The organism is Kitasatospora dryopteridis (assembly GCF_050749075.1).
GTDB lineage: Bacteria > Actinomycetota > Actinomycetes > Streptomycetales > Streptomycetaceae > Kitasatospora.
The window spans coordinates 3,948,032-3,969,999 of record NZ_CP192749.1; the positions used below are offsets into that span (position 1 = coordinate 3,948,032).

At 72.0% G+C, this 21,968-nt stretch carries 19 protein-coding genes; 12 read left to right on the top strand and 7 right to left on the bottom strand.

The genetic code is table 11. The features are described from left to right. Positions 1-31 precede the first annotated feature (31 nt). Entirely contained in the window at positions 32-2,248 is a 2,217-nt protein-coding gene (locus tag ACQ614_RS18025; protein ID WP_431679573.1) for a (Fe-S)-binding protein, read from the bottom strand. Between the two features lie 331 nt (positions 2,249-2,579). Here ACQ614_RS18025 and dnaK point away from each other — a divergent pair, with 331 nt between their 5' ends. The 5 genes from dnaK to ACQ614_RS18050 all read left to right on the top strand — a co-directional run bounded on the left by dnaK (position 2,580) and on the right by ACQ614_RS18050 (position 7,993). Continuing rightward, positions 2,580-4,418 (top strand): molecular chaperone DnaK, encoded by a 1,839-nt coding sequence (gene dnaK, locus ACQ614_RS18030; RefSeq protein WP_431679574.1) that lies wholly within the window; start codon positions 2,580-2,582, stop codon positions 4,416-4,418. Continuing rightward, complete coding sequence (gene grpE / locus ACQ614_RS18035; RefSeq protein WP_431679575.1) at positions 4,415-5,011, top strand: nucleotide exchange factor GrpE; 597 nt, start codon at positions 4,415-4,417, stop codon at positions 5,009-5,011. The genes dnaK and grpE overlap by 4 nt, the downstream gene beginning before the upstream one ends. A 90-nt stretch (positions 5,012-5,101) precedes the next feature. Further along, entirely contained in the window at positions 5,102-6,247 is a 1,146-nt protein-coding gene (gene dnaJ / locus ACQ614_RS18040) for a molecular chaperone DnaJ (protein WP_431679576.1), read from the top strand. A gap of 4 nt (positions 6,248-6,251) precedes the next feature. Continuing rightward, positions 6,252-6,767, top strand: coding sequence for a heat shock protein transcriptional repressor HspR (locus tag ACQ614_RS18045; protein WP_431679577.1), 516 nt, complete (start codon positions 6,252-6,254; stop codon positions 6,765-6,767). Positions 6,768-6,979: 212 nt separating this feature from the next. After that, positions 6,980-7,993, top strand: a complete 1,014-nt coding sequence (locus ACQ614_RS18050; RefSeq protein ID WP_363494927.1) for a TrmB family transcriptional regulator — start codon at positions 6,980-6,982, stop codon at positions 7,991-7,993. 53 nt (positions 7,994-8,046) lie between these two features. On the opposite strand, the gene ACQ614_RS18055 is transcribed toward ACQ614_RS18050, so the two are convergent. Further along, the gene (locus ACQ614_RS18055) at positions 8,047-8,181 is read right to left on the bottom strand and encodes a hypothetical protein (RefSeq protein ID WP_431679578.1); all 135 of its coding nucleotides are present in this window, start codon (positions 8,179-8,181) and stop codon (positions 8,047-8,049) included. Between the two features lie 400 nt (positions 8,182-8,581). On the opposite strand from ACQ614_RS18055, the gene ACQ614_RS18060 reads away from it, so the two are divergent. Then, on the top strand, positions 8,582-9,202 hold the full coding sequence (locus tag ACQ614_RS18060; protein ID WP_363494923.1) for a hypothetical protein: 621 nt from the start codon (positions 8,582-8,584) through the stop codon (positions 9,200-9,202). A 6-nt stretch (positions 9,203-9,208) separates the two neighbouring features. Here the strand turns inward: ACQ614_RS18060 and ACQ614_RS18065 are convergent, their stop codons facing one another. The 3 genes from ACQ614_RS18065 to ACQ614_RS18075 form a co-directional block, all read right to left on the bottom strand. Further along, on the bottom strand, positions 9,209-10,189 hold the full coding sequence (locus ACQ614_RS18065) for a LuxR C-terminal-related transcriptional regulator (RefSeq protein ID WP_431679579.1): 981 nt from the start codon (positions 10,187-10,189) through the stop codon (positions 9,209-9,211). A 101-nt stretch (positions 10,190-10,290) separates the two neighbouring features. Continuing rightward, a complete protein-coding gene (locus tag ACQ614_RS18070; protein WP_431679580.1) occupies positions 10,291-11,265 on the bottom strand; it encodes a LuxR C-terminal-related transcriptional regulator in 975 nt (324 codons plus the stop codon). A 902-nt stretch (positions 11,266-12,167) separates the two neighbouring features. Next, positions 12,168-13,337 (bottom strand): C4-dicarboxylate ABC transporter, encoded by a 1,170-nt coding sequence (locus tag ACQ614_RS18075; RefSeq protein ID WP_431679581.1) that lies wholly within the window; start codon positions 13,335-13,337, stop codon positions 12,168-12,170. Between the two features lie 70 nt (positions 13,338-13,407). Here ACQ614_RS18075 and ACQ614_RS18080 point away from each other — a divergent pair, with 70 nt between their 5' ends. Together ACQ614_RS18080 and clpB are read left to right on the top strand one after the other, a co-directional pair. Next, a complete protein-coding gene (locus ACQ614_RS18080) occupies positions 13,408-14,325 on the top strand; it encodes a LysR family transcriptional regulator (protein WP_431679582.1) in 918 nt (305 codons plus the stop codon). 144 nt (positions 14,326-14,469) lie between these two features. Further along, positions 14,470-17,073, top strand: coding sequence for an ATP-dependent chaperone ClpB (clpB, locus tag ACQ614_RS18085; protein WP_431679583.1), 2,604 nt, complete (start codon positions 14,470-14,472; stop codon positions 17,071-17,073). A gap of 87 nt (positions 17,074-17,160) precedes the next feature. Here clpB and ACQ614_RS18090 read toward each other — a convergent pair whose 3' ends face one another. Further along, positions 17,161-18,015, bottom strand: coding sequence for a hypothetical protein (locus ACQ614_RS18090; RefSeq protein WP_431679584.1), 855 nt, complete (start codon positions 18,013-18,015; stop codon positions 17,161-17,163). Then, on the bottom strand, positions 18,012-18,299 hold the full coding sequence (locus ACQ614_RS18095; protein WP_431679585.1) for a helix-turn-helix domain-containing protein: 288 nt from the start codon (positions 18,297-18,299) through the stop codon (positions 18,012-18,014). The genes ACQ614_RS18090 and ACQ614_RS18095 overlap by 4 nt, the downstream gene beginning before the upstream one ends. 296 nt (positions 18,300-18,595) lie before the next feature. On the opposite strand from ACQ614_RS18095, the gene ACQ614_RS18100 reads away from it, so the two are divergent. From ACQ614_RS18100 to ACQ614_RS18115, 4 genes are all read left to right on the top strand, one after another. Then, positions 18,596-18,949, top strand: a complete 354-nt coding sequence (locus tag ACQ614_RS18100; protein WP_431679586.1) for a beta/gamma crystallin domain-containing protein — start codon at positions 18,596-18,598, stop codon at positions 18,947-18,949. 140 nt (positions 18,950-19,089) lie between these two features. Continuing rightward, positions 19,090-19,641, top strand: coding sequence for a YbjN domain-containing protein (locus tag ACQ614_RS18105; protein WP_363494906.1), 552 nt, complete (start codon positions 19,090-19,092; stop codon positions 19,639-19,641). Positions 19,642-19,785: 144 nt separating this feature from the next. Further along, on the top strand, positions 19,786-20,946 hold the full coding sequence (locus ACQ614_RS18110; RefSeq protein ID WP_431679587.1) for a pyridoxal phosphate-dependent aminotransferase: 1,161 nt from the start codon (positions 19,786-19,788) through the stop codon (positions 20,944-20,946). Positions 20,947-21,332: 386 nt separating this feature from the next. Further along, positions 21,333-21,878, top strand: a complete 546-nt coding sequence (locus tag ACQ614_RS18115) for a DUF2617 family protein (protein WP_431679588.1) — start codon at positions 21,333-21,335, stop codon at positions 21,876-21,878. The last annotated feature ends 90 nt before the right edge of the window (positions 21,879-21,968 follow it).

Sequence of the window (21,968 nt, forward strand, 5' to 3'; positions counted from 1 at the left end):
CGCACGGGGCCGGTGCGGTGGTGCCGGGGTGTCAGGCCTCGACGCGCTCGGGCTCGGGCTCGACCGGCTGGGCCTTGACGGAGTCGAGCAGCAGCTGGGCCACGTCGACGACCTTCAGGTGCTCCTTGGCCGCGCCCTCGTTCTTCTTGCCGTTGACCGAGTCGGACAGCATGACGAGGCAGAACGGGCAGGCGGTGGAGACGATGTCCGGGTTGAGGGACAGCGCCTCGTCCACGCGCTCGGTGTTGATGCGCTTGCCGATCCGCTCCTCCATCCACATCCGCGCGCCGCCGGCGCCGCAGCAGAAGCCGCGCTCCTTGTGGCGGTGCATCTCCTGCTGGCGCAGACCGGGGACCTTGTCCATGATCTCGCGCGGCGGGCTGTAGACCTTGTTGTGGCGGCCCAGGTAGCAGGGGTCGTGGTAGGTGATCAGGCCCTCGACGGGGTTGACCGGGATCAGCTTGCCCTCGTCGATGAGGTGCTGCAGCAGCTGGGTGTGGTGGATGACCTCGAAGTGGCCGCCCAGCTGCGGGTACTCGTTGGCGATGGTGTTGAAGCAGTGCGGGCAGGTGGCCACGATCCGCTTGACCGGGGCGTCCTCGAGCGCGGCGTTCAGCGTCTCGACGTTCTGCGCGCCGAGCATCTGGAAGAGGAACTCGTTGCCCAGGCGGCGGGCGGAGTCACCGGTGCAGGACTCCTCCTTGCCGAGGATGGCGAACTTCACGCCCGCGGTGTGCAGCAGCTCGGCGAAGGCCTTGGTGGTCTTCTTGGCGCGGTCCTCCAGGGCGCCGGCGCAGCCGACCCAGTAGAGGTACTCGACCTCGGCGGGGTCGATGTCCTCGCCGATCACCGGCACCTCGATGCCGGTCTCCTTCTTGAGCTCCTTGACCCAGTCGAGGCGGGCCTTGGTGGCCATGCCCCACGGGTTGCCCTTGTTCTCCAGGTTCTTGAGCATCGTCCCGGCCTCGGTCGGGAAGGAGCTCTCGATCATGACCTGGTAGCGGCGCATGTCGACGATGTGGTCGATGTGCTCGATGTCGACCGGGCACTGCTCGACGCAGGCGCCGCAGGTGGTGCAGGACCACAGCACGTCCGGGTCGATGACACCGCCCTCCTCGGCGGTGCCGATCAGCGGGCGCTCGGCCTCGGCGAGGGCCGCGGCGGGGACGTCCTTCAGCTGCTCGGAGGTGGCCTTCTCCTCGCCCTCCATGTCCTTGCCGCCACCGGCGAGCAGGTAGGGGGCCTTGGCGAAGGCGTGCTCGCGCAGGCTCATGATCAGCAGCTTGGGCGAGAGCGGCTTGCCGGTGTTCCAGGCGGGGCACTGCGACTGGCAGCGGCCGCACTCGGTGCAGGTGGAGAAGTCGAGGATGCCCTTCCAGGAGAAGTGCTCGACCTGGGAGACGCCGAAGACGGCGTCCTCGGCCGGGTCCTCGAAGTCGATCGGCTCGCCGCCGCTGGTCATCGGGCGCAGGGCGCCGAGCGCGGTGCCGCCGTCCTCCTCGCGCTTGAAGTAGATGTTGAAGAACGCGAGGAAGCGGTGCCAGGCCACACCCATGGAGGGGTTGATGCCGATGGTGGTCGCCCACGCGAAGGAGATGCAGATCTTCAGCATCGCGAAGAGGTAGATCAGGTTGGTCAGCGTCGCGGTGGACAGGCCCTTGAAGGCCAGCACCAGCGGGTACGAGACCAGGTACGCGGCCTCGTACCCGTGCACGCCGGCGAGCGCGCCCTCCAGGCCGCGGAGGATCATGATGCAGAGGCCGATGCCGAGGATCGTGTACTCGACGTAGAAGGCCTGCCAGGCGATGGATCCGGCGAAGCGGGACTTGCGGCCCGAGCGGGACGGCAGGCTGAGCAGCCGGATGACGATCAGCACCGCGATGCCGAGCGTGGTGAAGGTGCCGACGAGCTCGGTGAAGATCTCGAACGGCAGCCAGTGCCCGATGACGGGCAGCACGAACTCCGCGTCGAAGAGCTGGCCGAAGGCGGTGACCAGGGTGGTCACCAGGGTGAAGAAGCCGATGGCGACGAACCAGTGGGCGATGCCCACGATGCCCCACCGGTTCATCCGGGTGTGCCCGAGGAACTCGGTCGCCACCGTCTTCACCCGGCCCACCGGCTGCCCGGTGCGGGTGCCGTCCGGCTGGCCGGTCTTCACGACCTTGTAGATGTACGCGGCCGCCCGGGCGGCGAGCGCAGTGCCGATCACAGTGGTGACCAGCGAGATGACGATCGCTGCTAGCTGCATCGGCTCTCCGTCTCCAGCGGCTCTGTCAAGGAATCGATTCAAGTGTACTGGTCGGTAACTTATCGACCCAACGCCCGGACATTACCGTCCCGTAGCACCTGTCCAGAAGATGCTCAAGGTATGGCGACAGTCACTAAGGACATACTCACCCATCCGGCGGCACCCGCGGAGGGCGGCACTCCGCAGACGCGCCGACCAGGCTCGCAGCCCGCCCCCTGATCCCAGCCGCGCAGAAAAGTTGAGCGGCGCCGACTCATGGCTGTTGACGCTGCCCGGTCGGTCATGCATGCTTGAGCCCGTAACGCTCAACTTCTCCGTGGAGGTATCTACGATGGCACGCGCGGTCGGCATCGACCTCGGTACGACGAACTCTGTCGTCAGTGTTCTTGAGGGCGGTGAGCCCACGGTCATCACCAACGCCGAGGGCGCTCGGACCACGCCGTCCGTCGTCGCCTTCGCCAAGAACGGCGAGGTCCTGGTGGGTGAGGTCGCCAAGCGCCAGGCGGTCACCAACGTGGACCGGACCATCCGGTCGGTCAAGCGCCACATGGGCACCGACTGGAAGATCAACCTGGACGGCAAGGACTTCAACCCCCAGCAGATCTCCGCCTTCATCCTGCAGAAGCTGAAGCGGGACGCGGAGGCCTACCTGGGCGAGACGGTCACCGACGCCGTCATCACCGTCCCGGCGTACTTCAACGACTCCGAGCGCCAGGCCACCAAGGAGGCCGGCGAGATCGCGGGCCTCAACGTCCTGCGCATCGTCAACGAGCCGACCGCCGCCGCCCTGGCGTACGGCCTCGACAAGGACGACCAGACCATCCTGGTCTTCGACCTCGGCGGCGGCACGTTCGACGTGTCCCTGCTGGAGATCGGCGACGGCGTCGTCGAGGTGAAGGCCACCAACGGTGACAACCACCTCGGTGGTGACGACTGGGACCAGCGCGTCGTCGACCACCTGGTGAAGACCTTCCAGGCCGGCCACGGCGTCGACCTGTCCAAGGACAAGATGGCCGTCCAGCGCCTCCGCGAGGCGGCCGAGAAGGCCAAGATCGAGCTGTCCTCGTCCTCCGAGACCTCGATCAACCTGCCCTACATCACGGCCTCCGCCGAGGGCCCGCTGCACCTGGACGAGAAGCTCACCCGGGCCCAGTTCCAGCAGCTGACCGCGGACCTGCTCGAGCGCTGCAAGCACCCGTTCCACAACGTCATCAAGGACGCCGGCATCGCGCTGTCCGAGATCGACCACGTGGTCCTGGTCGGCGGCTCGACCCGCATGCCGGCCGTCGCCGAGCTCGTCCGCGAGCTGACCGGCGGCAAGGACGCCAACAAGGGCGTCAACCCGGACGAGGTCGTCGCCATCGGCGCGTCCCTCCAGGCCGGTGTCCTCAAGGGCGAGGTCAAGGACGTCCTGCTGCTCGACGTCACCCCGCTGTCCCTCGGCATCGAGACCAAGGGCGGCATCATGACCAAGCTGATCGAGCGCAACACCACGATCCCGACCAAGCGCTCCGAGATCTTCACCACGGCCGAGGACAACCAGCCCTCCGTGCAGATCCAGGTCTACCAGGGCGAGCGCGAGATCGCGGCGTACAACAAGAAGCTCGGCATGTTCGAGCTGACCGGCCTGCCGCCGGCGCCGCGCGGCCTGCCGCAGATCGAGGTCACCTTCGACATCGACGCCAACGGCATCATGCACGTGGCCGCGAAGGACCTCGGCACCGGCAAGGAGCAGAAGATGACCGTCACCGGCGGCTCCTCGCTGCCGAAGGACGAGGTCGACCGCATGCGCCGCGAGGCCGAGCAGTACGCGGACGAGGACCACAAGCGCCGCGAGGCCGTGGAGACCCGCAACCAGGGCGAGCAGCTCGTCTACTCGACCGAGAAGTTCATCGCCGACAACGCCGACAAGCTGCCCGCCGACGTCAAGACCGAGGTCGAGACCGCCATCGGCGAGCTCAAGGAGGCGCTGAAGGGCGAGGACATCGCCGCCATCCGCGAGGCCACCGAGAAGGTCTCCACCACCGCCCAGAAGCTCGGCGCCGCGCTCTACGCGCAGGCCGACGCCGCCGGTGCGGCCGGTGCCGGCGAGGCCGCGGGCGCCAAGGACGACGACGTGGTCGACGCCGAGATCATCGACGACGAGAAGCCCAAGGGCGGTGCCGCATGACGGAGAAGGCGCAGGGCGGCGAGCCCGGCGACGACTCCGCCGAGGAGGCCGTCCTCAAGGCCGCCGAGGAGGCCGTGGCGGGCGCCGACGAGCTCGCCGCGGCCAAGCGCGAGGCGGGCGAGCGCACCGCGGACCTGCAGCGACTCCAGGCCGAGTACCAGAACTACCGCAAGCGGGTCGAGCGCGACCGTCTGACGGTCCGGGAGATCGCCGTCTCCAACATCCTGGAGTCGCTGATCCCGGTGCTGGACGACATCGGCCGGGCCCGCGACCACGGCGAGGTGACGGGCGGCTTCAAGTCGGTCGCCGAGTCGCTGGAGACCGTGGTCGCCAAGCTGGGCCTCCAGCAGTTCGGCAAGGAGGGCGAGCCCTTCGACCCGACGCTGCACGAGGCGCTGATGCACAGCTACTCCTCGGACGTCACCGAGGACACCTGCGTGCAGATCCTCCAGCCGGGCTACCGGATCGGCGAGCGGATCATCCGCCCGGCGATGGTCGCGGTCGCGGAGCCCCAGCCGGGCACCCAGACCACGTCCGCCCCGGACGCCGACAAGCCGGAGTCCGCCAAGGGTGACGGTGCGGCGGACAGCTGACAATCTGTGTGCTGCGGAGTCGCGCACCGACATCGTCGGGGTGCGACTCCGCAGCGCCGTGCAGACACATTTCGGGAGGTGGCGGCAGCCATGAGCACCAAGGACTACGTGGAGAAGGACTACTACAAGGTCCTCGGCGTGCCCAAGGACGCCACCGCAGCCGAGATCAAGAAGACCTACCGCAAGCTGGCCCGCGAGTTCCACCCCGACGCCAACAAGGGTGACGCCAAGGCCGAGGAGCGGTTCAAGGACATCTCCGAGGCGTACGACGTCCTCTCGGACGAGAAGCGCCGCAAGGAGTACGACGAGGCCCGCAGCCTGTTCGGCAACGGCGGCTTCCGCCCCGGCGGTGCCGGCGGCAACTACAACTTCGACTTCGGCGACCTGTTCTCCGGCTCCGGTGGGGGCGGCGGGGGCGGGATCGGCGACGTCTTCGGCGGCCTGTTCAACCGCGGCGGCCGGCAGGCCCAGCCGCGGCGCGGCTCCGACGTCGAGACCGAGGTGACGCTCGCCTTCGTCGAGGCGGTGGACGGCGCCACCGTGCCGCTGCGGATGACCAGTCAGGCCCCGTGCCGCGCCTGCGCCGGCACCGGTGCGAAGACCGGCACCACCCCGCGGGTCTGCCCGACCTGCGTCGGCGCCGGAACCGTCAGCCGCGGCCAGGGCGCCTTCGCGCTGTCCGACCCGTGCCGCGACTGCAAGGGCCGCGGCATGATCGTCGACGACCCCTGCACCGTCTGCCACGGCAGCGGCCGCGCCTCCTCCGCCCGCACCATGCAGGTCCGCATCCCGGCCGGTGTCCAGGACGGCCAGCGCATCCGCCTCAAGGGCAAGGGCGCCCAGGGCGAGCGGGGCGGCCAGCCCGGCGACCTCTACGTCACCGTGCACGTGGACGAGCACCCGGTCTTCGGCCGCAAGGCGGACAACCTCACGGTGACCGTGCCGGTCACCTTCCCCGAAGCGGCTCTCGGCGGGACGATCGAGGTCCCGACCCTGAACGGCCCCTCGGTGAAGCTCAAGCTGCCGGCCGGCAGCGCCAACGGCCTCACCCTGCGGGCCCGCGGCAAGGGCGCCACCCGCAAGGACGGCACCCGCGGCGACCTACTGGTCACCGTCGAGGTCGTCGTCCCCAAGCACGTCACCGGTGACGCACTGACCGCACTGGAGCAGTACCGCGAGGCCACCACCTCGGACGACCCGCGTGCCGCCCTCTTCAAGGCGGCGGAGGGAGCGTGACCAGATGACGACCCCCGACAGCCCGATCGGCCCCGGCATCGGCGGAGGCCTCCCCGGCGGGGCTGCGCGCCGCCCGTCCGGCGCGCGCGGCAACCCGGCTCCGCAGTACGTCCTGACCGAGGACACCCCGGTGTACGTGATCTCGGTCGCCGCGGAGCTCTCCGGCCTGCACCCGCAGACCCTGCGCCAGTACGACCGGCTCGGCCTGGTCTCGCCCGACCGCACGGCGGGCCGCGGCCGCCGCTACTCGGCCCGGGACATCCAGCAGCTGCGGGAGGTCCAGCGCCTGTCCCAGGACGAGGGCATCAACCTGGCCGGCATCAAGCGGATCATCGAGCTGGAGAACCAGGTCACCGCCCTGCAGGCCCGGGTCGCGGAGCTGGCCGACGCCCTCGACGGCGCGGCCACGGCGATCCAGCAGCGGGAGGCGGCGGTGCACGCCTCCTACCGCCGCGACCTGGTGCCGTACCAGCAGGTCCAGCAGTCCAGCGCACTGGTGGTCTGGCGCCCCAAGCGCTGACCCGTGGCACGTGCCGTTCCCCGGCCGCCGGTTCCCTCCTCCCGGGGGGTGCCGGCGGCCGGGTGTTTGATGAGAAGGTGCGGGTCTGACCGGCATCCCCGGGCGATGTGAATGTCCGGCGCGGCCGCTCCCCGCAGCTCCCGGGCGCCTATGATCCCCGGAGAAGCGGTAGCGGCCGCGCCGTACCGGTTTGACCGATGGCAAGGAGCCTGATGAGTGAGACCGACGAACCGGGCCTCACCCCACGCGGGCTGGGCGTCCTGTCGCACGAGGCCCGTCAGCTCTACCGCAGCGTCCTGAAGTCGCACGGCCGGGTGGCACCCGCCGAGGAGGCCCCGGCCGACGGCAAGGCCCTCGACGAGCTGCTGGAGATCGGCCTGCTCGTCCCGGACACCGACGATCCGGACGTGCTGGTGGCCGTCGACCCCGAGCAGCTCTCCGCGCGACTGACCAACCTCTGGCAGCGGAAGGCCCTCGACCTGCTCCACCGGGCGGTGGCCCTGCCCGCCGACCTCCAGGACCTCGCCGAGGAGTTCCGCACCCCGCGCAAGGCCGGCGGCATCATCGAGTACGTCCACGGCAAGGTGCTGATAAACCAGCGCCTGGGTCAGCTGGTCAGCGGCTGCACGGAGGAGATGCTGGCCGCCCAGCCCGGCGGCCCCCGCCCGCCCGAGGCGCTGGCCGGCGTGATCGCGCGGGATCTCGAAACACTGCGCCGCGGGGCGACCATTCGGACGATCTACCACCCGAGCACCCGGTATCACGCGCCCACCCGCGACTATGTCGCCTCGATAACCACGGCCGGGGGGCGGGTCCGCACCCTCGACGAGCCCTACACCAGATTGATCGTGATCGATCGGCGGACCGCGGTGATCCCGGTGGCCGAGGACCTCAACTTGGCCGCGTTCATTCACGATCAGGCGGTCATCAGCTACCTCATCGAGGAGGTCTTCGAGCGGAACTGGAGCCGGGCGCTGGATTTTGACGGCTCACCGACAGTTCCGCCGCAGGTCGTTTCCCGGCTTCGGCAGACGATCGTCGATCTCATGCTCAAGGGAATCAATCACCGGGTCATCGCCCGGCGCCTGGGCATCAGCGAGCGCACCCTCGCCCGCCACATCGCCGAGATGCGCGAGGACTACCAGGTGGAGTCGCTGTTCCAGCTCGGCTACGTCCTCGCCCGCACGACCAAGGAGTCACCGCCCGACCAGGGCGACTTCGGCTGACCGGTCGGCCCGGGCGCCCCGTCCCGCCCGGGATGCAGTGCCAGTGCCGCCCGTCACGTCCAGGCGGAGTCGTCCAGCAGCAGCGTCGCACTGGCGACCTGCGAGGCAGCCACCGCGGGAGCCTCCGCGGCGTCCACGCCGCGGAGCGTCCACGCGCTGTCGGCCGCCGCCGGATTACTACCCGTCAATATCGCCGCACCCATGACAAGTGGCACGATCGCAAGCCGAACAAACCGGCGCATACGAGACATTGCGACCAATCCCTTCTCCGGTAATCCCTACCGAGTGAATAGAGAAGTCTCGAACATTGGCCCAAATCATGCCGCAACAGCATGGCCAGTGTCACGATCGGTGCATTCCCGCGGTGCGTCATCTCGATGCCAGGCAGCCATATGACACCACGTGCCGGTGGACTTGTCGGTCACGAACGTTGGACGATCAGCACGGTCACACCACATGTGCGGTGCCCGAGCAGCCACGACGGCACCGCCCCCCGACCACACCACAGCGGACCTCGCCTCGGGGCGAGCCGGACACCAATCGCTCGCCGGACGTCAGACCAGCCAGCGGCCAATCCCCGGAGTCGACATGAGTGAGCCCTACCTGCGCCACCGCACCGCCCACACCTCCGAGGGCCGGCGCGCACGGGTCTTCCTGGCAGCGCCGCTGATGCGGCTCACCGGCCCGGCCGACAGTGTGGTGACGCTGGCCAGCCGCACCCGGCTGACGACCCTTCGGACCACGCTGCTGCGCAGCGGCGCCGCCGTCTACAGCGCCCACCACAGCGACGCCTGGACGGTGGCCGGCCGCGCCCCCGAGCCGCGGGTGCCCTCCGACTTCCGCGCCCTGCAGACCGCGGACCTGGTCTTCGCGTACGTCGGCGCGCCCCTCTCGGCCGGGGTCAGCCTGGAGCTGGGCTGGGCGTCGGCGCTGCGCAAGCCGATCGTGCTGCTGGTGGACGAGGCGATCACCCACAACCCGCTGATCGCGACGATCGAGCAGGTGGCCCCGGTGCTGCCGCTGGTCTTCGACGACAGCTGGTCGCAGGACGCCCTGCAGCACACCGTGGAGACCGCGCTGGACTGGGCGGGCATGGCGCTCTCCCTGCGCGAGGGCTTCTGGACGGCCCCCGGCGAGCAGTTCCCGGTGCCGCGCCAGTCCAAGGGCGACTCGTTCGGCTACTGGTCCTCGGAGATCGCCACCGGCTGAGGGGCGTCAGTCCGCCTGCTGGTCCGCGGCCCCGCCGCGCATCTGCCAGCCGAGCTGGAAGAGCGTCTCGGCGCCGTACAGCTCGCGCAGACGGGCGATGTGGCCGGCGACCGTGCGCTCGCCGAGGCCGAGCCGGCCGGCGACCGTGCGCTGGGTCAGCCCCTGCGCCAGCAGCCTGCCGACCTGCTCGTGCACCGGCAGCCCCTTGCCGTCCTGGTGGACGGTCCGCCACTGGACCTGCTCCGCCCGGGCCCAGTCGCGCTCGAAGACGCCGACCAGGAAGGCGACCGCCGCCGGGTCCTCGACGAACGCCGCGCTGCTGTTGTCGGCAGCGGCGGGCAGCACCGCGATCCGGCGGTCGAAGATCAGCATCCGCACGAAGGGTTCCGCGAGGATGCGGAACCTGGCGCCGTGCTCGGTGAGTTCGGCGGCATAGTCGGCGGTCGCCTCGTCCAGCCGCGCGCCGGGCTGGTAGACCGTCCGCAGGGTGGCACCGCGTGCCAGGAACTCCCGCGCCCGGTCCCTCCCGGCGGCCAGGTGGGCCGACGGCCGGGCACCGCCGGGCTGCAGCGCCAGCCCCTCCTCGCGGGCCTCCGCCTCGAGTTGCAGGATGCGGTGGCGGATCTGGCCGAAGCCGTGCACGTGCTGCACCTCGCTCGCCCGGTCCACCCGCGGCGGGGTGGCGTCGTAGGCCTGGACGAGGTCCTCCAGCGCGTCCGGCATCTCCTCGGCCTGCAGCAGCATCCTCGTGCCGGCCGAGCGGAGTCCGGCGCTGAGCCGGTCGCCGACCGTGCGCGGGCTGACGGCCGTCAGCGAGGCGTCCTCGCTGTGGTGGATCAGGAAGCCCAGTTGCACCAGCCTGAGCACGGCCGAGGGGTTCTCCTCCAGCGCCTCCCGGAACATGACGCGCCCGCCCTGGGCCAGCACAGCCCGGTAGAAGGCCCGCTCCTCCTCGTTCGGGAGCGCTCCCGTGCCGCCGTCAGCCATACCGCTCTCCCCGTTCCGAGTGTCCCGCTGTGAAACAGCGCCCGGCGGCGGAAAACGTCACAGGGGGCATCCGGGCGGGCCGGACGGCCGCACCCGGCCGGTCAGTCACGGCGGCTCCCGCGCATCAGCCAGCCGAGCTGGAAGAGCGTCTGGGCACCGTACTTCTCGCGGAGGCGGGAGATGTGGGCGGCCACCGTGCGCTCGCTCAGACCGAGCCTGGTGGCGACGGCGCGCTGGGTGAGGCCCTGGGCCAGCAGGCGGCCGACCCGGTGGCCCGCGGAGGCGGCGACCGCGGGGGCGTCGATCTCGGCCCACTGGACGACGTCGGCGCGGGCCCAGTCCCGGTCGAAGATCTTGACCAGCACGGACACCGCGGCCGGGTCGGAGATGAAGGCGGCGCGGCTGTAGTCGTTGGCGGCGGGAACGACCGCGACCTCGCGGTCGATGATCAGCATCCGCTCGAAGGGCTCGTCGAGGACGCGCAGGCCGGCGCCCTGCTCGGTGAGCTCGGCGGCGTAGCCGAGCGTCCAGGGCTCGGCGAGGACCTGCGGCTGGTAGAGGGTGCGCATCCGGGCGCCGCGCTGCACCAGGGCGATGTCCTGGGTGCGGGCGAGGGTGATGGTGGCCGGCTGGCGCGGGCCGGGCTGGGCGGTGAGGAGTTCCTGCTTGCAGTCGGAGACCAGCTCGGCGATCCGGTGGCGGATGCGCTCGCGGCCGTCGACGTAGGTGGCGCGCTGCGGGTCGTCGCTCTGCCGGGGCAGGGAGTCGTAGGCCCGGGTGAGGTGGTCCAGGTCGGCCGGGAGGCGTTCGGCCTTCCAGAGGAGGTCCGCGGCCGCGGAGCGCATCTCGGAGCCGATCCGTTCGCCGACCGCGCGCGGGCTGACCGCCACGTAGGCGCCGTCGATCAGGTTGGGGATGAGCAGGCCGACCGCCACGAGCTGGTCGACGGCCTCGCGGTCGCCCACGGGGACGGTGGACAGCGGAATCCGACCGCCCTGTGCCAGGACGGACAGGTAGAGCTCGCGGCCCGCCTCGTCGGGCAGTCCCGAGCCCCGGTCCATCGGTTCCGCAGCCACCTCGAACTCTCCCTGCCGAACTTTCCCCTCGGTGTCGGATCATGATCTCAACAAGTTCGGATCGGGAGGGATTCGGTACCCCGTTTCGACGCGTCCCCCGGTCCGGCGCACACGGAGCGCGCCGGACCGGGGGACCCGTCATGTCACGCCGTTGCCGAAGGCGCTTCCAGCGAGGCGGAGCAGCAACGCCTCGCCGACTCCGGTACCGGGGGCCATCACCACACATGGCGTCCCGGCCGGCGCTCTTCCCCCCGCGGCGGCGGTGCTGTGCACTGCCGCCCACACTGAAGAGCAAGTCGCCGTCCTCGGGCTGCGGTGGCCCGGACGACCTGGCGTGGTTCCACCCTCACAGCGTGACGGCCGGGTCACAAGTGGCCACCGCCTGCAGGTTTCCGCAAGTGCAGGAACTTGCAGTCTTCGGCCGCCGCACCGGAACGGAAATCTCCGGTCCGCCGGAGTTCCCGGGTGTCCGACCGGCGTGCGGTGCCTACCAAACGTCCATTGGGCGTCCAGGAGGCCTCCACACGGACGATCCCCCCCTTGCCTAGAATTCGTCCGCCGTACGCCCGGCGGGCCGCCCGATCGCACATCCGATCGAACCCGCCGCCCCGCCGCAGCGGCTCCCACCTGGACGGCAGCAGCCGCGGACGGCACCGGCCCGCCACCGGCGGCCGCGGCCGTGCGGCGGCCACCGGCGCAACGGGAATCCGGCCCGGACGATTCGCCGGCCGGCACAGCGGCCGGATTCCCGAAACACCGGAGCGGGCAGCCGGAAGGCGTCACCGCAAAGGCGGTGAATTCCCCGGCAGCGTGTTCTCCGCCACGCTGCGGAAGGCTGCCGCATCGCACGCCGGTCCGCAACGGGAATCATTCATTCCCCGCGCCACTTTGACGCGGATACGTCAAGGGAGGGCGGGTTTTCCGAACCGGAACGGCAGTGCGGCCAGCGTGCGCAGCGCCACCACCGCCCACACCCCGAGCAGCAGCCCGTAGAGCAGTGCACCGAGCCCGGCGAACCCCCCGAAGCCGGTGTGCCGGGACAACGCGGCCATCCCGGTGACCAGCGTCCCGACCGGGAAGGTGAACGCCCACCAGGTCATCGCGAACGGCATTCCGGCGCGGCCCGCCCGCAGGTTCGCGGCACCGGCCAGGCAGAGCCAGAGCAGTGCGAAGCCCAGCACCACCACGCCGTACAGCACGGACAGCGCCCGGCCGGACCCGGCCAGGGCGGGGGCCGCCGTCCGCGCGGCGTCGGCGAGCCCGCCGGCGGCGGTGGCGGACTGCCCCAGCGGGCCGAGCACCAGGAACAGCGAGGGCGTCAGGGCCGGGGCGAGCCGCCCCTGCAGCAGGCCGGCGAAGACCACCGGCAGGACGAGCAGCACCCCGAGCAGACCCGCGCCGAACAGGGCGCACGCGCCGTAGAGCAGGGCCGGCTGCCAGGCCTGGGGCAGGTGCGGCACCAGCGCCGCGCCGGTCGAGGCCGCCACCAGCGGGGCGACGGCCGGCAGCAGCCAGGTCGGGTTCGCCTCGCGCAGCGCCATCCGGTGCCTGGTGATCATCAGATAGGGGATGCCCGCAGCGACCGCGACCGCGTACACCGTGCCGAGGCACCACAGCACCAGGTCGACGGCGAGGGCCGGGCCGGCGCCGATCACCGCGCCGCCGGCCACCAGGGTGGCGTGCCCGACGGCGAGCAGCGCCATCGGCGGGCAGCCCTGGAACACCGAGGCGGCCGGCTCCTCCAGCAGCTGGGCCCGGACCACCGCCGGGCGCCGCACCAGCTGCACGGCCCGGGCGGCCGCCACCGCGAGCAGTACCGGGACGGCCGGCAGCCAGAGCACCGCCGCAAGACCCTCCCGGCCGGGCACGCCCGCCGGGAGGACGGCGGCTCCGGTGGCGGTGATCGCGGTGCCCATGACGGCGGCGTACCAGTTCGGCCCGAGTCGGCCGAGGCCCGGGCGCGGGGCGGTGGGCCTCGGTCCGTCCGGCAGCACGTCATCGGGCTGCGGCAGGGCGGGCGGGGCGGCGCCGTCGTGCGGCGCGGGGCGGGTGGGGGCGATGAGGGTGGACACACCGGCAGCCTCCGGTGCCGGGCATCCGGGCGGTAGCGGGCGGCGGCCTATGAGGACATAACCTGGCTCTATGCCTCTCTCCTCGCGGGTCCCCGACATCGGCGCCCTGGAGCTCCTGCTGGCGGTCGCCCGGCTGGGCAGCGTGGGCCGGGCCGCCGCGGAGCTGGGGGTGAGCCAGCCGGCCGCCAGCGCCCGCATCCGGGGCATGGAGCGGCAGATCGGCGTGGCGCTGCTGGAACGCTCGCCGCGCGGGTCGCGCCCCACCGAGGCCGGGCTGCTGGTGGTCGAGTGGGCCCGCAGCGTGGTGGAGGCGGCGCAGGCACTGGACGCCGGGATCGACGCACTGCGCGGACGGCGGGACGCCCGGCTGGTGGTGGTCGCGAGCCTGACCGTCGCCGAGTACCTCATGCCGAGGTGGCTGCTCGCCCTGAACGAGGTCAGCCCGGAGACCGCGGTGACCCTGCGGACGGCCAACTCCGCCGACGTCGCGGCGCACGTGCTGGCGGGCGACGCCGACCTCGGCTTCGTCGAGGGCGCCGGCACGCCGGCGGGGCTGTCGGGGGCGGTGGTGGCGGCCGACCGGCTGGTGGTCGTGGTGGCGCCGGAGCACCCGTGGGCCCGCCGCCGCAGACCGCTGACCGGGGCCGAGCTGGTGGCCACCCCGCTGGTGCTGCGCGAGCCGGGCTCGGGCACCCGCGAGGTGCTCGACCAGGCGCTGGCGCCGCACGGCGGGACGGCGCCGCCGCGGCTGGAGCTGGCCTCGTCCACCGCGCTGAAGGCGGCGGCGATGACCGGCGCCGGGCCGGTCTGCCTCTCCGAGCTGGCCGTGGTGGAGGAGCTGGCCACCCGCCGGCTGGTGGCGGTGCCGGTGGAGGAGGGCCTGGACCTGCACCGGCCGCTGCGGGCGGTCTGGCCGGTCGGCCGACGGCCCGCGGGCCCGGCCCGGGTGCTGCTGGGGCTGACCCGGGAGCCGTCCCGGCGCGGGTGAACAGCGGGTGACGGGACCCGGACCTGCTGGACGGGGAAAGTTGAGTGGAATAGACTCAACTTATTGCATGCTGTACAAGTCAGACCCGGACAGCCCGGTCTGTCGAAGTCGCCCCCAGACCCTCCCGGAAGGAGCACGCCACCAGTGGATGCCGGCAAGTTCACCAGCAGGACGCAGGACGCCCTGTCAGCCTCGATCCGGCAGGCCAGCGCCGCAGGCAACCCGGACGTCAAGCCGGTGCACGTCCTGCTGGCACTGCTGGAGCAGCAGGACGGCATGGCCCGCCCGCTGCTCGAGGCCGTCGGGGCGGACGCGGCGCGGGTGGCCGCCGCCGCCCGCCAGCAGCTCGCCGCCCTGCCCACCGCACAGGGCTCGACCGTCGCCGCCCCGCAGCTGGCGCGCGACACCCTCGCCGTGCTCCAGGAGGCCGGCAAGCGCGCCGCCGACCTGGACGACCAGTACCTCTCCACCGAGCACCTGATGGTCGGCCTCGCCGCCGAGGGCGGTGCGGTCGCCGACCTGCTGAAGCAGAACGGCGCCACCCCCAAGGCCCTGCTGGCCGCGTTCAAGGACGTCCGCGGCAGCGCCCGGGTCACCTCCGCCGACCCGGAGGGCACCTACAAGGCGCTGGAGAAGTACGGCACCGACCTGACCAAGGCCGCCCGCGACGGCAAGCTCGACCCGGTGATCGGCCGGGACACCGAGATCCGCCGGGTCGTCCAGGTGCTGTCCCGCCGCACCAAGAACAACCCGGTGCTGATCGGCGAGCCCGGCGTCGGCAAGACCGCCGTCGTCGAGGGCCTCGCCCAGCGGATCGTCGCCGGGGACGTCCCGGAGTCGCTGCGCGGCAAGCGCCTGGTCGCCCTCGACCTCTCGGCGATGGTGGCCGGCGCGAAGTTCCGCGGCGAGTTCGAGGAGCGCCTGAAGGCCGTCCTGTCCGACATCAAGGACAGCGACGGCCAGGTCATCACCTTCATCGACGAGCTGCACACCATGGTCGGCGCGGGCGCCGGCGGCGACTCCGCGATGGACGCGGGCAACATGCTCAAGCCCATGCTGGCCCGCGGCGAGCTGCGGATGGTCGGCGCCACCACGCTCGACGAGTACCGCGAGCGGATCGAGAAGGACCCGGCCCTGGAGCGCCGCTTCCAGCAGGTGCTGGTCGGCGAGCCCTCGGTCGAGGACACCATCGCCATCCTGCGCGGCCTCAAGGGCCGCTACGAGGCCCACCACAAGGTGGAGATCTCGGACGCGGCGCTGGTCGCCGCGGCCACCCTCTCCAACCGCTACATCACCGCCCGCTTCCTGCCGGACAAGGCCATCGACCTGGTCGACGAGGCCGCCTCCCGGCTGCGCATGGAGATCGACTCCTCCCCGGTGGAGATCGACGAACTCCAGCGCGCCGTCGACCGGTTGCGGATGGAGGAGCTGGCGCTGGAGAAGGAGTCGGACGCCGCCTCGGTCGACCGGCTGGCCCGCCTGCGCCGCGATCTCGCCGACAAGCAGGAGCACTTGAGCGTGCTCACCGCCCGGTGGGAGCAGGAGAAGAAGTCCCTCAACCGGGTCGGCGAGCTGAAGGAGCGCCTCGACGACCTCCGGGGCTCCCTCGAACGCGCCCAGCGCGACGGCGACTTCGAGCGCGCCTCCAAGCTGATGTACGCCGAGGTCCCGGCCGCCGAGCGCGAGCTCGCCGAGGCGCAGGACCGCGCCGCGGACGCGCCGAACGCCACCATGGTCAAGGAGCAGGTCGGCCCGGACGATGTCGCCGACGTGGTCGCCTCCTGGACGGGCATCCCGGCCGGCCGCCTGATGGAGGGCGAGAGCGCCAAGCTGCTGCGGATGGAGGAGGAGATCGGACGCCGCCTGATCGGCCAGGCCGAGGCCGTCACCGCGGTCTCCGACGCGGTGCGCCGGACACGCTCCGGCATCGCCGACCCGGACCGCCCGACCGGCTCCTTCCTGTTCCTCGGCCCGACCGGCGTCGGCAAGACCGAGCTCGCCAAGGCGCTCGCCGACTTCCTCTTCGACGACGAGCGGGCGATGGTCCGCATCGACATGAGCGAGTACGGCGAGAAGCACTCGGTCTCCCGCCTGGTCGGCGCCCCGCCCGGGTACGTCGGCTACGAGGAGGGCGGCCAGCTCACCGAGGCCGTCCGGCGCCGCCCGTACAGCGTGGTGCTGCTGGACGAGGTGGAGAAGGCCCACCCGGAGGTCTTCGACGTGCTGCTGCAGGTGCTGGACGACGGGCGGCTCACCGACGGCCAGGGCCGCACGGTGGACTTCCGCAACGCGATCCTGATCCTCACCTCCAACCTGGGCAGCCAGTTCCTGGTCGACCCGACCACGCCGGAGGAGCGGAAGAAGGACCTCGTCCTGGAGTCGGTGCGCACCGCCTTCAAGCCGGAGTTCCTGAACCGCCTCGACGACATCGTGGTCTTCGACCCGCTGGGCACCGGCGAGCTCAGCCGGATCGTCGACCTGCAGGTGTCCCGGCTGGCCGACCGGCTCCGCGACCGCCGGCTCACCCTGGAGGTCACCGAGGCCGCCCGGGACTGGCTGGCGCTCACCGGCTACGACCCGGCGTACGGCGCCCGGCCGCTGCGCCGCCTGGTGCAGTCGGCGATCGGCGACCAGCTCGCGAAGGAGATCCTCTCCGGCCGGGTACACGACGGCGACACCGTCCTGGTCGACCGGGACGAGGAGCACGACCGGCTCTCGGTCGAGCCCAAGGCGTCGCTGGTGAAGTGAGCCGGGGCGCACCGGTGGAGTGAGCCGGGGTACGGCACTGCCGGCCCGGGCAGCGGGGTCCTCCCGCAGCCCGGGCCGGTCGGCGTCTCAGCCGCCGACCAGCCGGGTGAGCTTCGCGGTCTGCTCGGCCACCGACTTCCGGTAAGCGGTCAGCTTCTCCTGGTTGGCCGCGATCAGCTGCTGCTGGTAGCCGGCCGCGACCGCGAACCAGATGCCGGCCAGGTTGCTGCCGGCGGTGCAGCGCTCGTCCGCGGTGGCGGCGGCCAACTCCTCCGGGGTCGGCCGGCCCGGCCCGTGGTAGCGCGTGACCAGGCCCTCCGGGGTCACGTCCGGGAAGCCCGCGGCCTTCATGCAGTCGGTCCAGGCCCGGGTGGCGCCGACCACCCGCCCGTCCCGGCCGGTCGCCTCCAGCGACTGCCCGAACAGGCCCTTCACCAGCTCGGACCCGGAGGTGTCGGACGGCTGGACGGCGGTCAGCGCCTTCTTCACGCACTCCTGGGTCGCCGCGCCCTCCGCCTCCGAGGCGGGCGGCTTCGGAGCCTTGGGCGGGGCGGTGGACACCGGCCCGTGGAAGCCCTGGACGGAGGCGATCTCCGCCCGCAGGTAGCCGAAGGCGCCGGCCGGCATGGCGGACGCGTCGGACACCTGTCCGCTGCTGCTCTCGAAGGCGTCGTCCCTCGTGAAGGCTGTGTAGCCGGCCGTGTGCATGCAGTCGGCGGTCAGCGCGCGGACGGCCTGCTGCTGGCGGGCGTCCTGGTCGCGGTCGAGCCCGTACGCGGACAGCGGGAGCGCCACCATGCCCTCCCGGCCGGACGGTGGCGGTGCGGGCGAGCCGACCGCGGGCGGGGTGAGCGCCGGGGCGGTGCTCCCGCCCCCGCCGGAGCACCCTGCCAGCGCCAGCAGCGCCGCCAGCGCGGTCGCGGCCCTCCCGGCCGCCGTCACGACCGCACCGCGCTGCCCTGCCGGCCCGGGGTCCCGTCCCGCTTGGCGCGGGCGAGCCGGTGCAGCTCCGCCCCCTGCGCCTCGGACAGCTGCCAGGTGTGGGCGAGCAGCCGGAGCGTGGAGATCCGCGGGCAGGACACCCCGCGCTCCAGGTCCCGGATCGACCGCACGCTCATTCCGGACGCCGCGCCCAGCTCCTCCTGGGTCATCCCCCGGTCCAGCCGGAGGCTGCGCAGCAGCGCCCCCAGCCGGTCCGGTACCGCCCCCGTCTCGGACTGCCCCACCGACGACTCCCCCATCCACCGACGAAACCCAACCAGACGTCCGGCGGCGGGTTTTGGCGCCGCCGAGATGGTTGCACCGCAAACTAACCGCGGCGGCGGCGGGCGGCAACGCGTTCCGACCACCCGGTGCGTGACATGCATCACTCAAGAGTCGGGTTTGCCGTCGGCCGTCGGCTGTTCCGCCGCCGAACGTCCGGTCAACCGCCTGGCCGCCCGACCGGGCTGTTGCAAAGATCCGGTCGACCACGACCGACCCCCGCCGGCCCGGCCGGCCACGCAACAGGAACGGTGACCGCATGACACGCCGCTGGAAGCAGGCCGCCCTCACCGCGGCGGCCGCCGCCGTACTCGCCCTGGCCCTGCCCGCGACCGACGCCTCCGCCATCAACCGGGTGAACTGCGCCGGCCGGATGGACTTCGTCAACATCTACAACTACGGCTGGTCCGGCCACCTGTGCTTCGCCAACGCGGGCTACGCCGACGTGACGATCTACAGCGTCGACAACATCTACTCCGGCAACAACCTGCTGTACTACTACACCAGCATCAACGGCGGGGTCACCCGGCACCTCGACCCGTGGACCTGGGAGGACGACCACTACTACGACAACGGCGCCCAGGGCACCGTGCGGTGGTTGCAGATCTTCTGACCTGCCGGGCCGCCCGGCAGCGGCCGGACCCGCCGCCGCCGGGAGCCCCTGTGCCCTGGGCCTCGGATGAGGCAGGATGGGACATGGAAGGGCGGCCTCTCATTGCCGACCACCCCCGTGCTTTGAGACTGAGGATCACCATGAGCATCGACCCGTCGTCCATCCCGTCGTTCGGCGCCCCCCAGGGGCCGCAGGGCGGTCAGCCCGGCGGTGCCCCGGCCGGCCCCCCGCCGGTGATCGTGCCGGACCAGAACCTGGTGGCCCAGCTGCTCGACCAGATGCAGCTGAAGCACGTGGTGGACGAGGAGGGCGACCTCACCGCCCCCTGGGAGGGCTTCCGCGTCTACTACATGTTCCGCGGCGACCAGAAGGAGCTCTTCGCGGTCCGCGCCTTCTACGACCGCGCGTACCCGCTGGAGCGCAAGGGTGAGATCCTCGACCTGGTCGACGAGTGGAACCGCGAGACCCTCTGGCCGAAGGTCTACACCCACACCCACGAGGACGGCGTCGTCCGTCTGATCGGCGAGTCCCAGATGATCGTCGGCACCGGCGTGAGCCTGGAGTACTTCGTCACCACCACCGCCAACTGGACGCAGGCCTCGGTCGGCTTCGAGCAGTGGATCGTCGAGCGCCTCGGCCTGCAGAACGACATCGAGGACGGCGAGGAGTCCGAGGGCGGCGACGACGCCTGACCCCGCCACCTCACAGGGCCCGCTTCCCGGATGCCGGGAAGCGGGCCCTGCTCGTCCGCCGCCACGCTCCGCGGCCACTGGGAACGGCCCCGCCGGGGCACTACGGTGGGCCGCACCTCGCCGCCGAGACCGCTGGAGACACCCATGGACGCCCGGCCCCTGCTCAACCGCCGCCTGCACGGCCTGGGCACCACGATCTTCGCCGAGATGTCCGCGCTGGCCACGGCGACCGGGTCTATCAACCTCGGGCAGGGCTTCCCGGACACCGACGGGCCCGAGGAGGTGCGCGAGGCGGCCGTCCGGGCACTGCGCGAGGGCCGCGGCAACCAGTACCCGCCCGGCCCCGGCATCCCGGAGCTGCGCACCGCGATCGCCGAGCACCAGCAGCGCTTCCACGGGCTCACCTGGGACCCGGACACCGAGGTCCTGGTCACCGCCGGAGCCACCGAGGCCATCGCCGCCGCCCTGCTCGCCCTGCTGGAGCCGGGCGACGAGGTGATCGCCTTCGAGCCCTTCTACGACTCCTACGCGGCCTGCATCGCCATGGCCGGGGCCACCCGGGTGCCGCTCACCCTCCGCCCGCCGGCGTTCCGGCCCGACCTGGACGAGCTGCGCGCGCTGATCACCCCGCGCACCCGGCTGCTGCTGGTCAACACCCCGCACAACCCCACCGGCCTCGTGCTGGACGCCGAGGAGCTCCGCACCCTGGCCGAGATCGCCGTCGAGCACGACCTGCTGGTGGTCACCGACGAGGTCTACGAGCACCTGGTGTTCAGCGGCAACCACCACCCGATCGCCGCCCTGCCCGGCATGCGCGAGCGCACCGTCTCGATCTCCTCCGCCGGCAAGACCTTCTCCTTCACCGGCTGGAAGGTCGGCTGGGTCACCGCCGCCCCGGAGCTGGTCGCCGCCGTCCGCACCGCCAAGCAGTACCTGACGTACGTCTCCGCCGGCCCGTTCCAGTACGCCGTCGCCGAGGCGCTGCGGCTGCCCGACGACTACTTCACCGGCTTCCGGGCCGACCTGGGCCGCAAGCGCGACCTGCTGGCGGACGGGCTCGCCGAGGCCGGGTTCCGGGTGTTCAGGCCCGAGGGCACGTACTTCATCACCACCGACATCACCCCGCTCGGCGAGAAGGACGGCCTCGAGTTCTGCCGCTCCCTGCCCGAGCGCTGCGGCGTCGTCGCCATCCCCAACGTGGTCTTCTACGACAACGCGGACGAGGGGCGCAGTCTCGTCCGCTTCACCTTCTGCAAGCGGGACGAGGTCCTCCAGGAGGCCGTCGCACGGCTGCGCCGGCTCTGACGGGCAGCCGCACGCCCCGGCCGACGTGCGGTCACATGCGGCGGCCACCAACCGAAACGGGGTCGAACGGGCGGCCGGGTGCGCGGGGGCGCACCGCCGGCGCGGGAGGCGCGTGCGCGGGGGCATGGGAACACGGTTCGCAGACTCGACACCCCGAATGAGCGGGGTGCTCCGGCGACTGCACTCGGAACGGTGAATGCTGGTCGAGGATGGGTAAATCCCCGACGGACCCGGAGAATTCGTGCTTCTCTGCTGCTGAGTCTCCAGCCGGAATCCTTCCTTCCACGGTCGGCCGCGTCCTGGACCGCACAGCCTCGAACGCCGGCCCGACGGTGGGTCGGACGCTGACGGCGGGCGCGTTACGGAGTTTGAAACGCGGAGCGAGCATGCTCACCACACTGCAGACCGCCTACACGGACACCCGCGCCGGCGACCTCGCCTGGCAGCTGGGCGGTGATCCGCTGCCCGCCCTGGCGGTGCGGGACCTGAGCTTCGACGCGCCCTCGGGCGGCGGCGCCACCCTGCAGCTGCGCCTGCTCGGCGCCTCGCACCAGGTCGTGGTGGCAGCGGGCCCCGGCAACTGCCTGGAGACGGTGGCCTGCCTGCCCGGCCGGCGCACCCCGCTGCCGGCCCGGGTGGCCGAGCGGGTGGCCGACTGGGAGTACGAGTTCGCCGCCCGGATCGAGGAACTCCCCGCCCACACCTTCGCCGCCCGCGCCCAGGAGCTGCTGGCGCTGGTGGCGGAGCACCCGTACGGCCTGGCCGGCACCTTCCCCGGCGACCCGTGCGCCTTCACCGCGCTGGTCGCGCAGTGCGAGGAGACGCGGGTGCTGTGGCGCACCTGGCACGCCTACCCGCAGGAGGGGCGCCTGGTGTGCACCCGCTCCTCGCTGGTGCTGCAGGGCCCGTCCGGCACCGGCCGCGCCGAGTGACCCGGACGGCCCGGACGGCGGCCGGACCGGTCCGCGGGGTTCACACGGACGGAGCAGTGCGGCCCGGCTCTTCCGACGAGCCGTCAACTC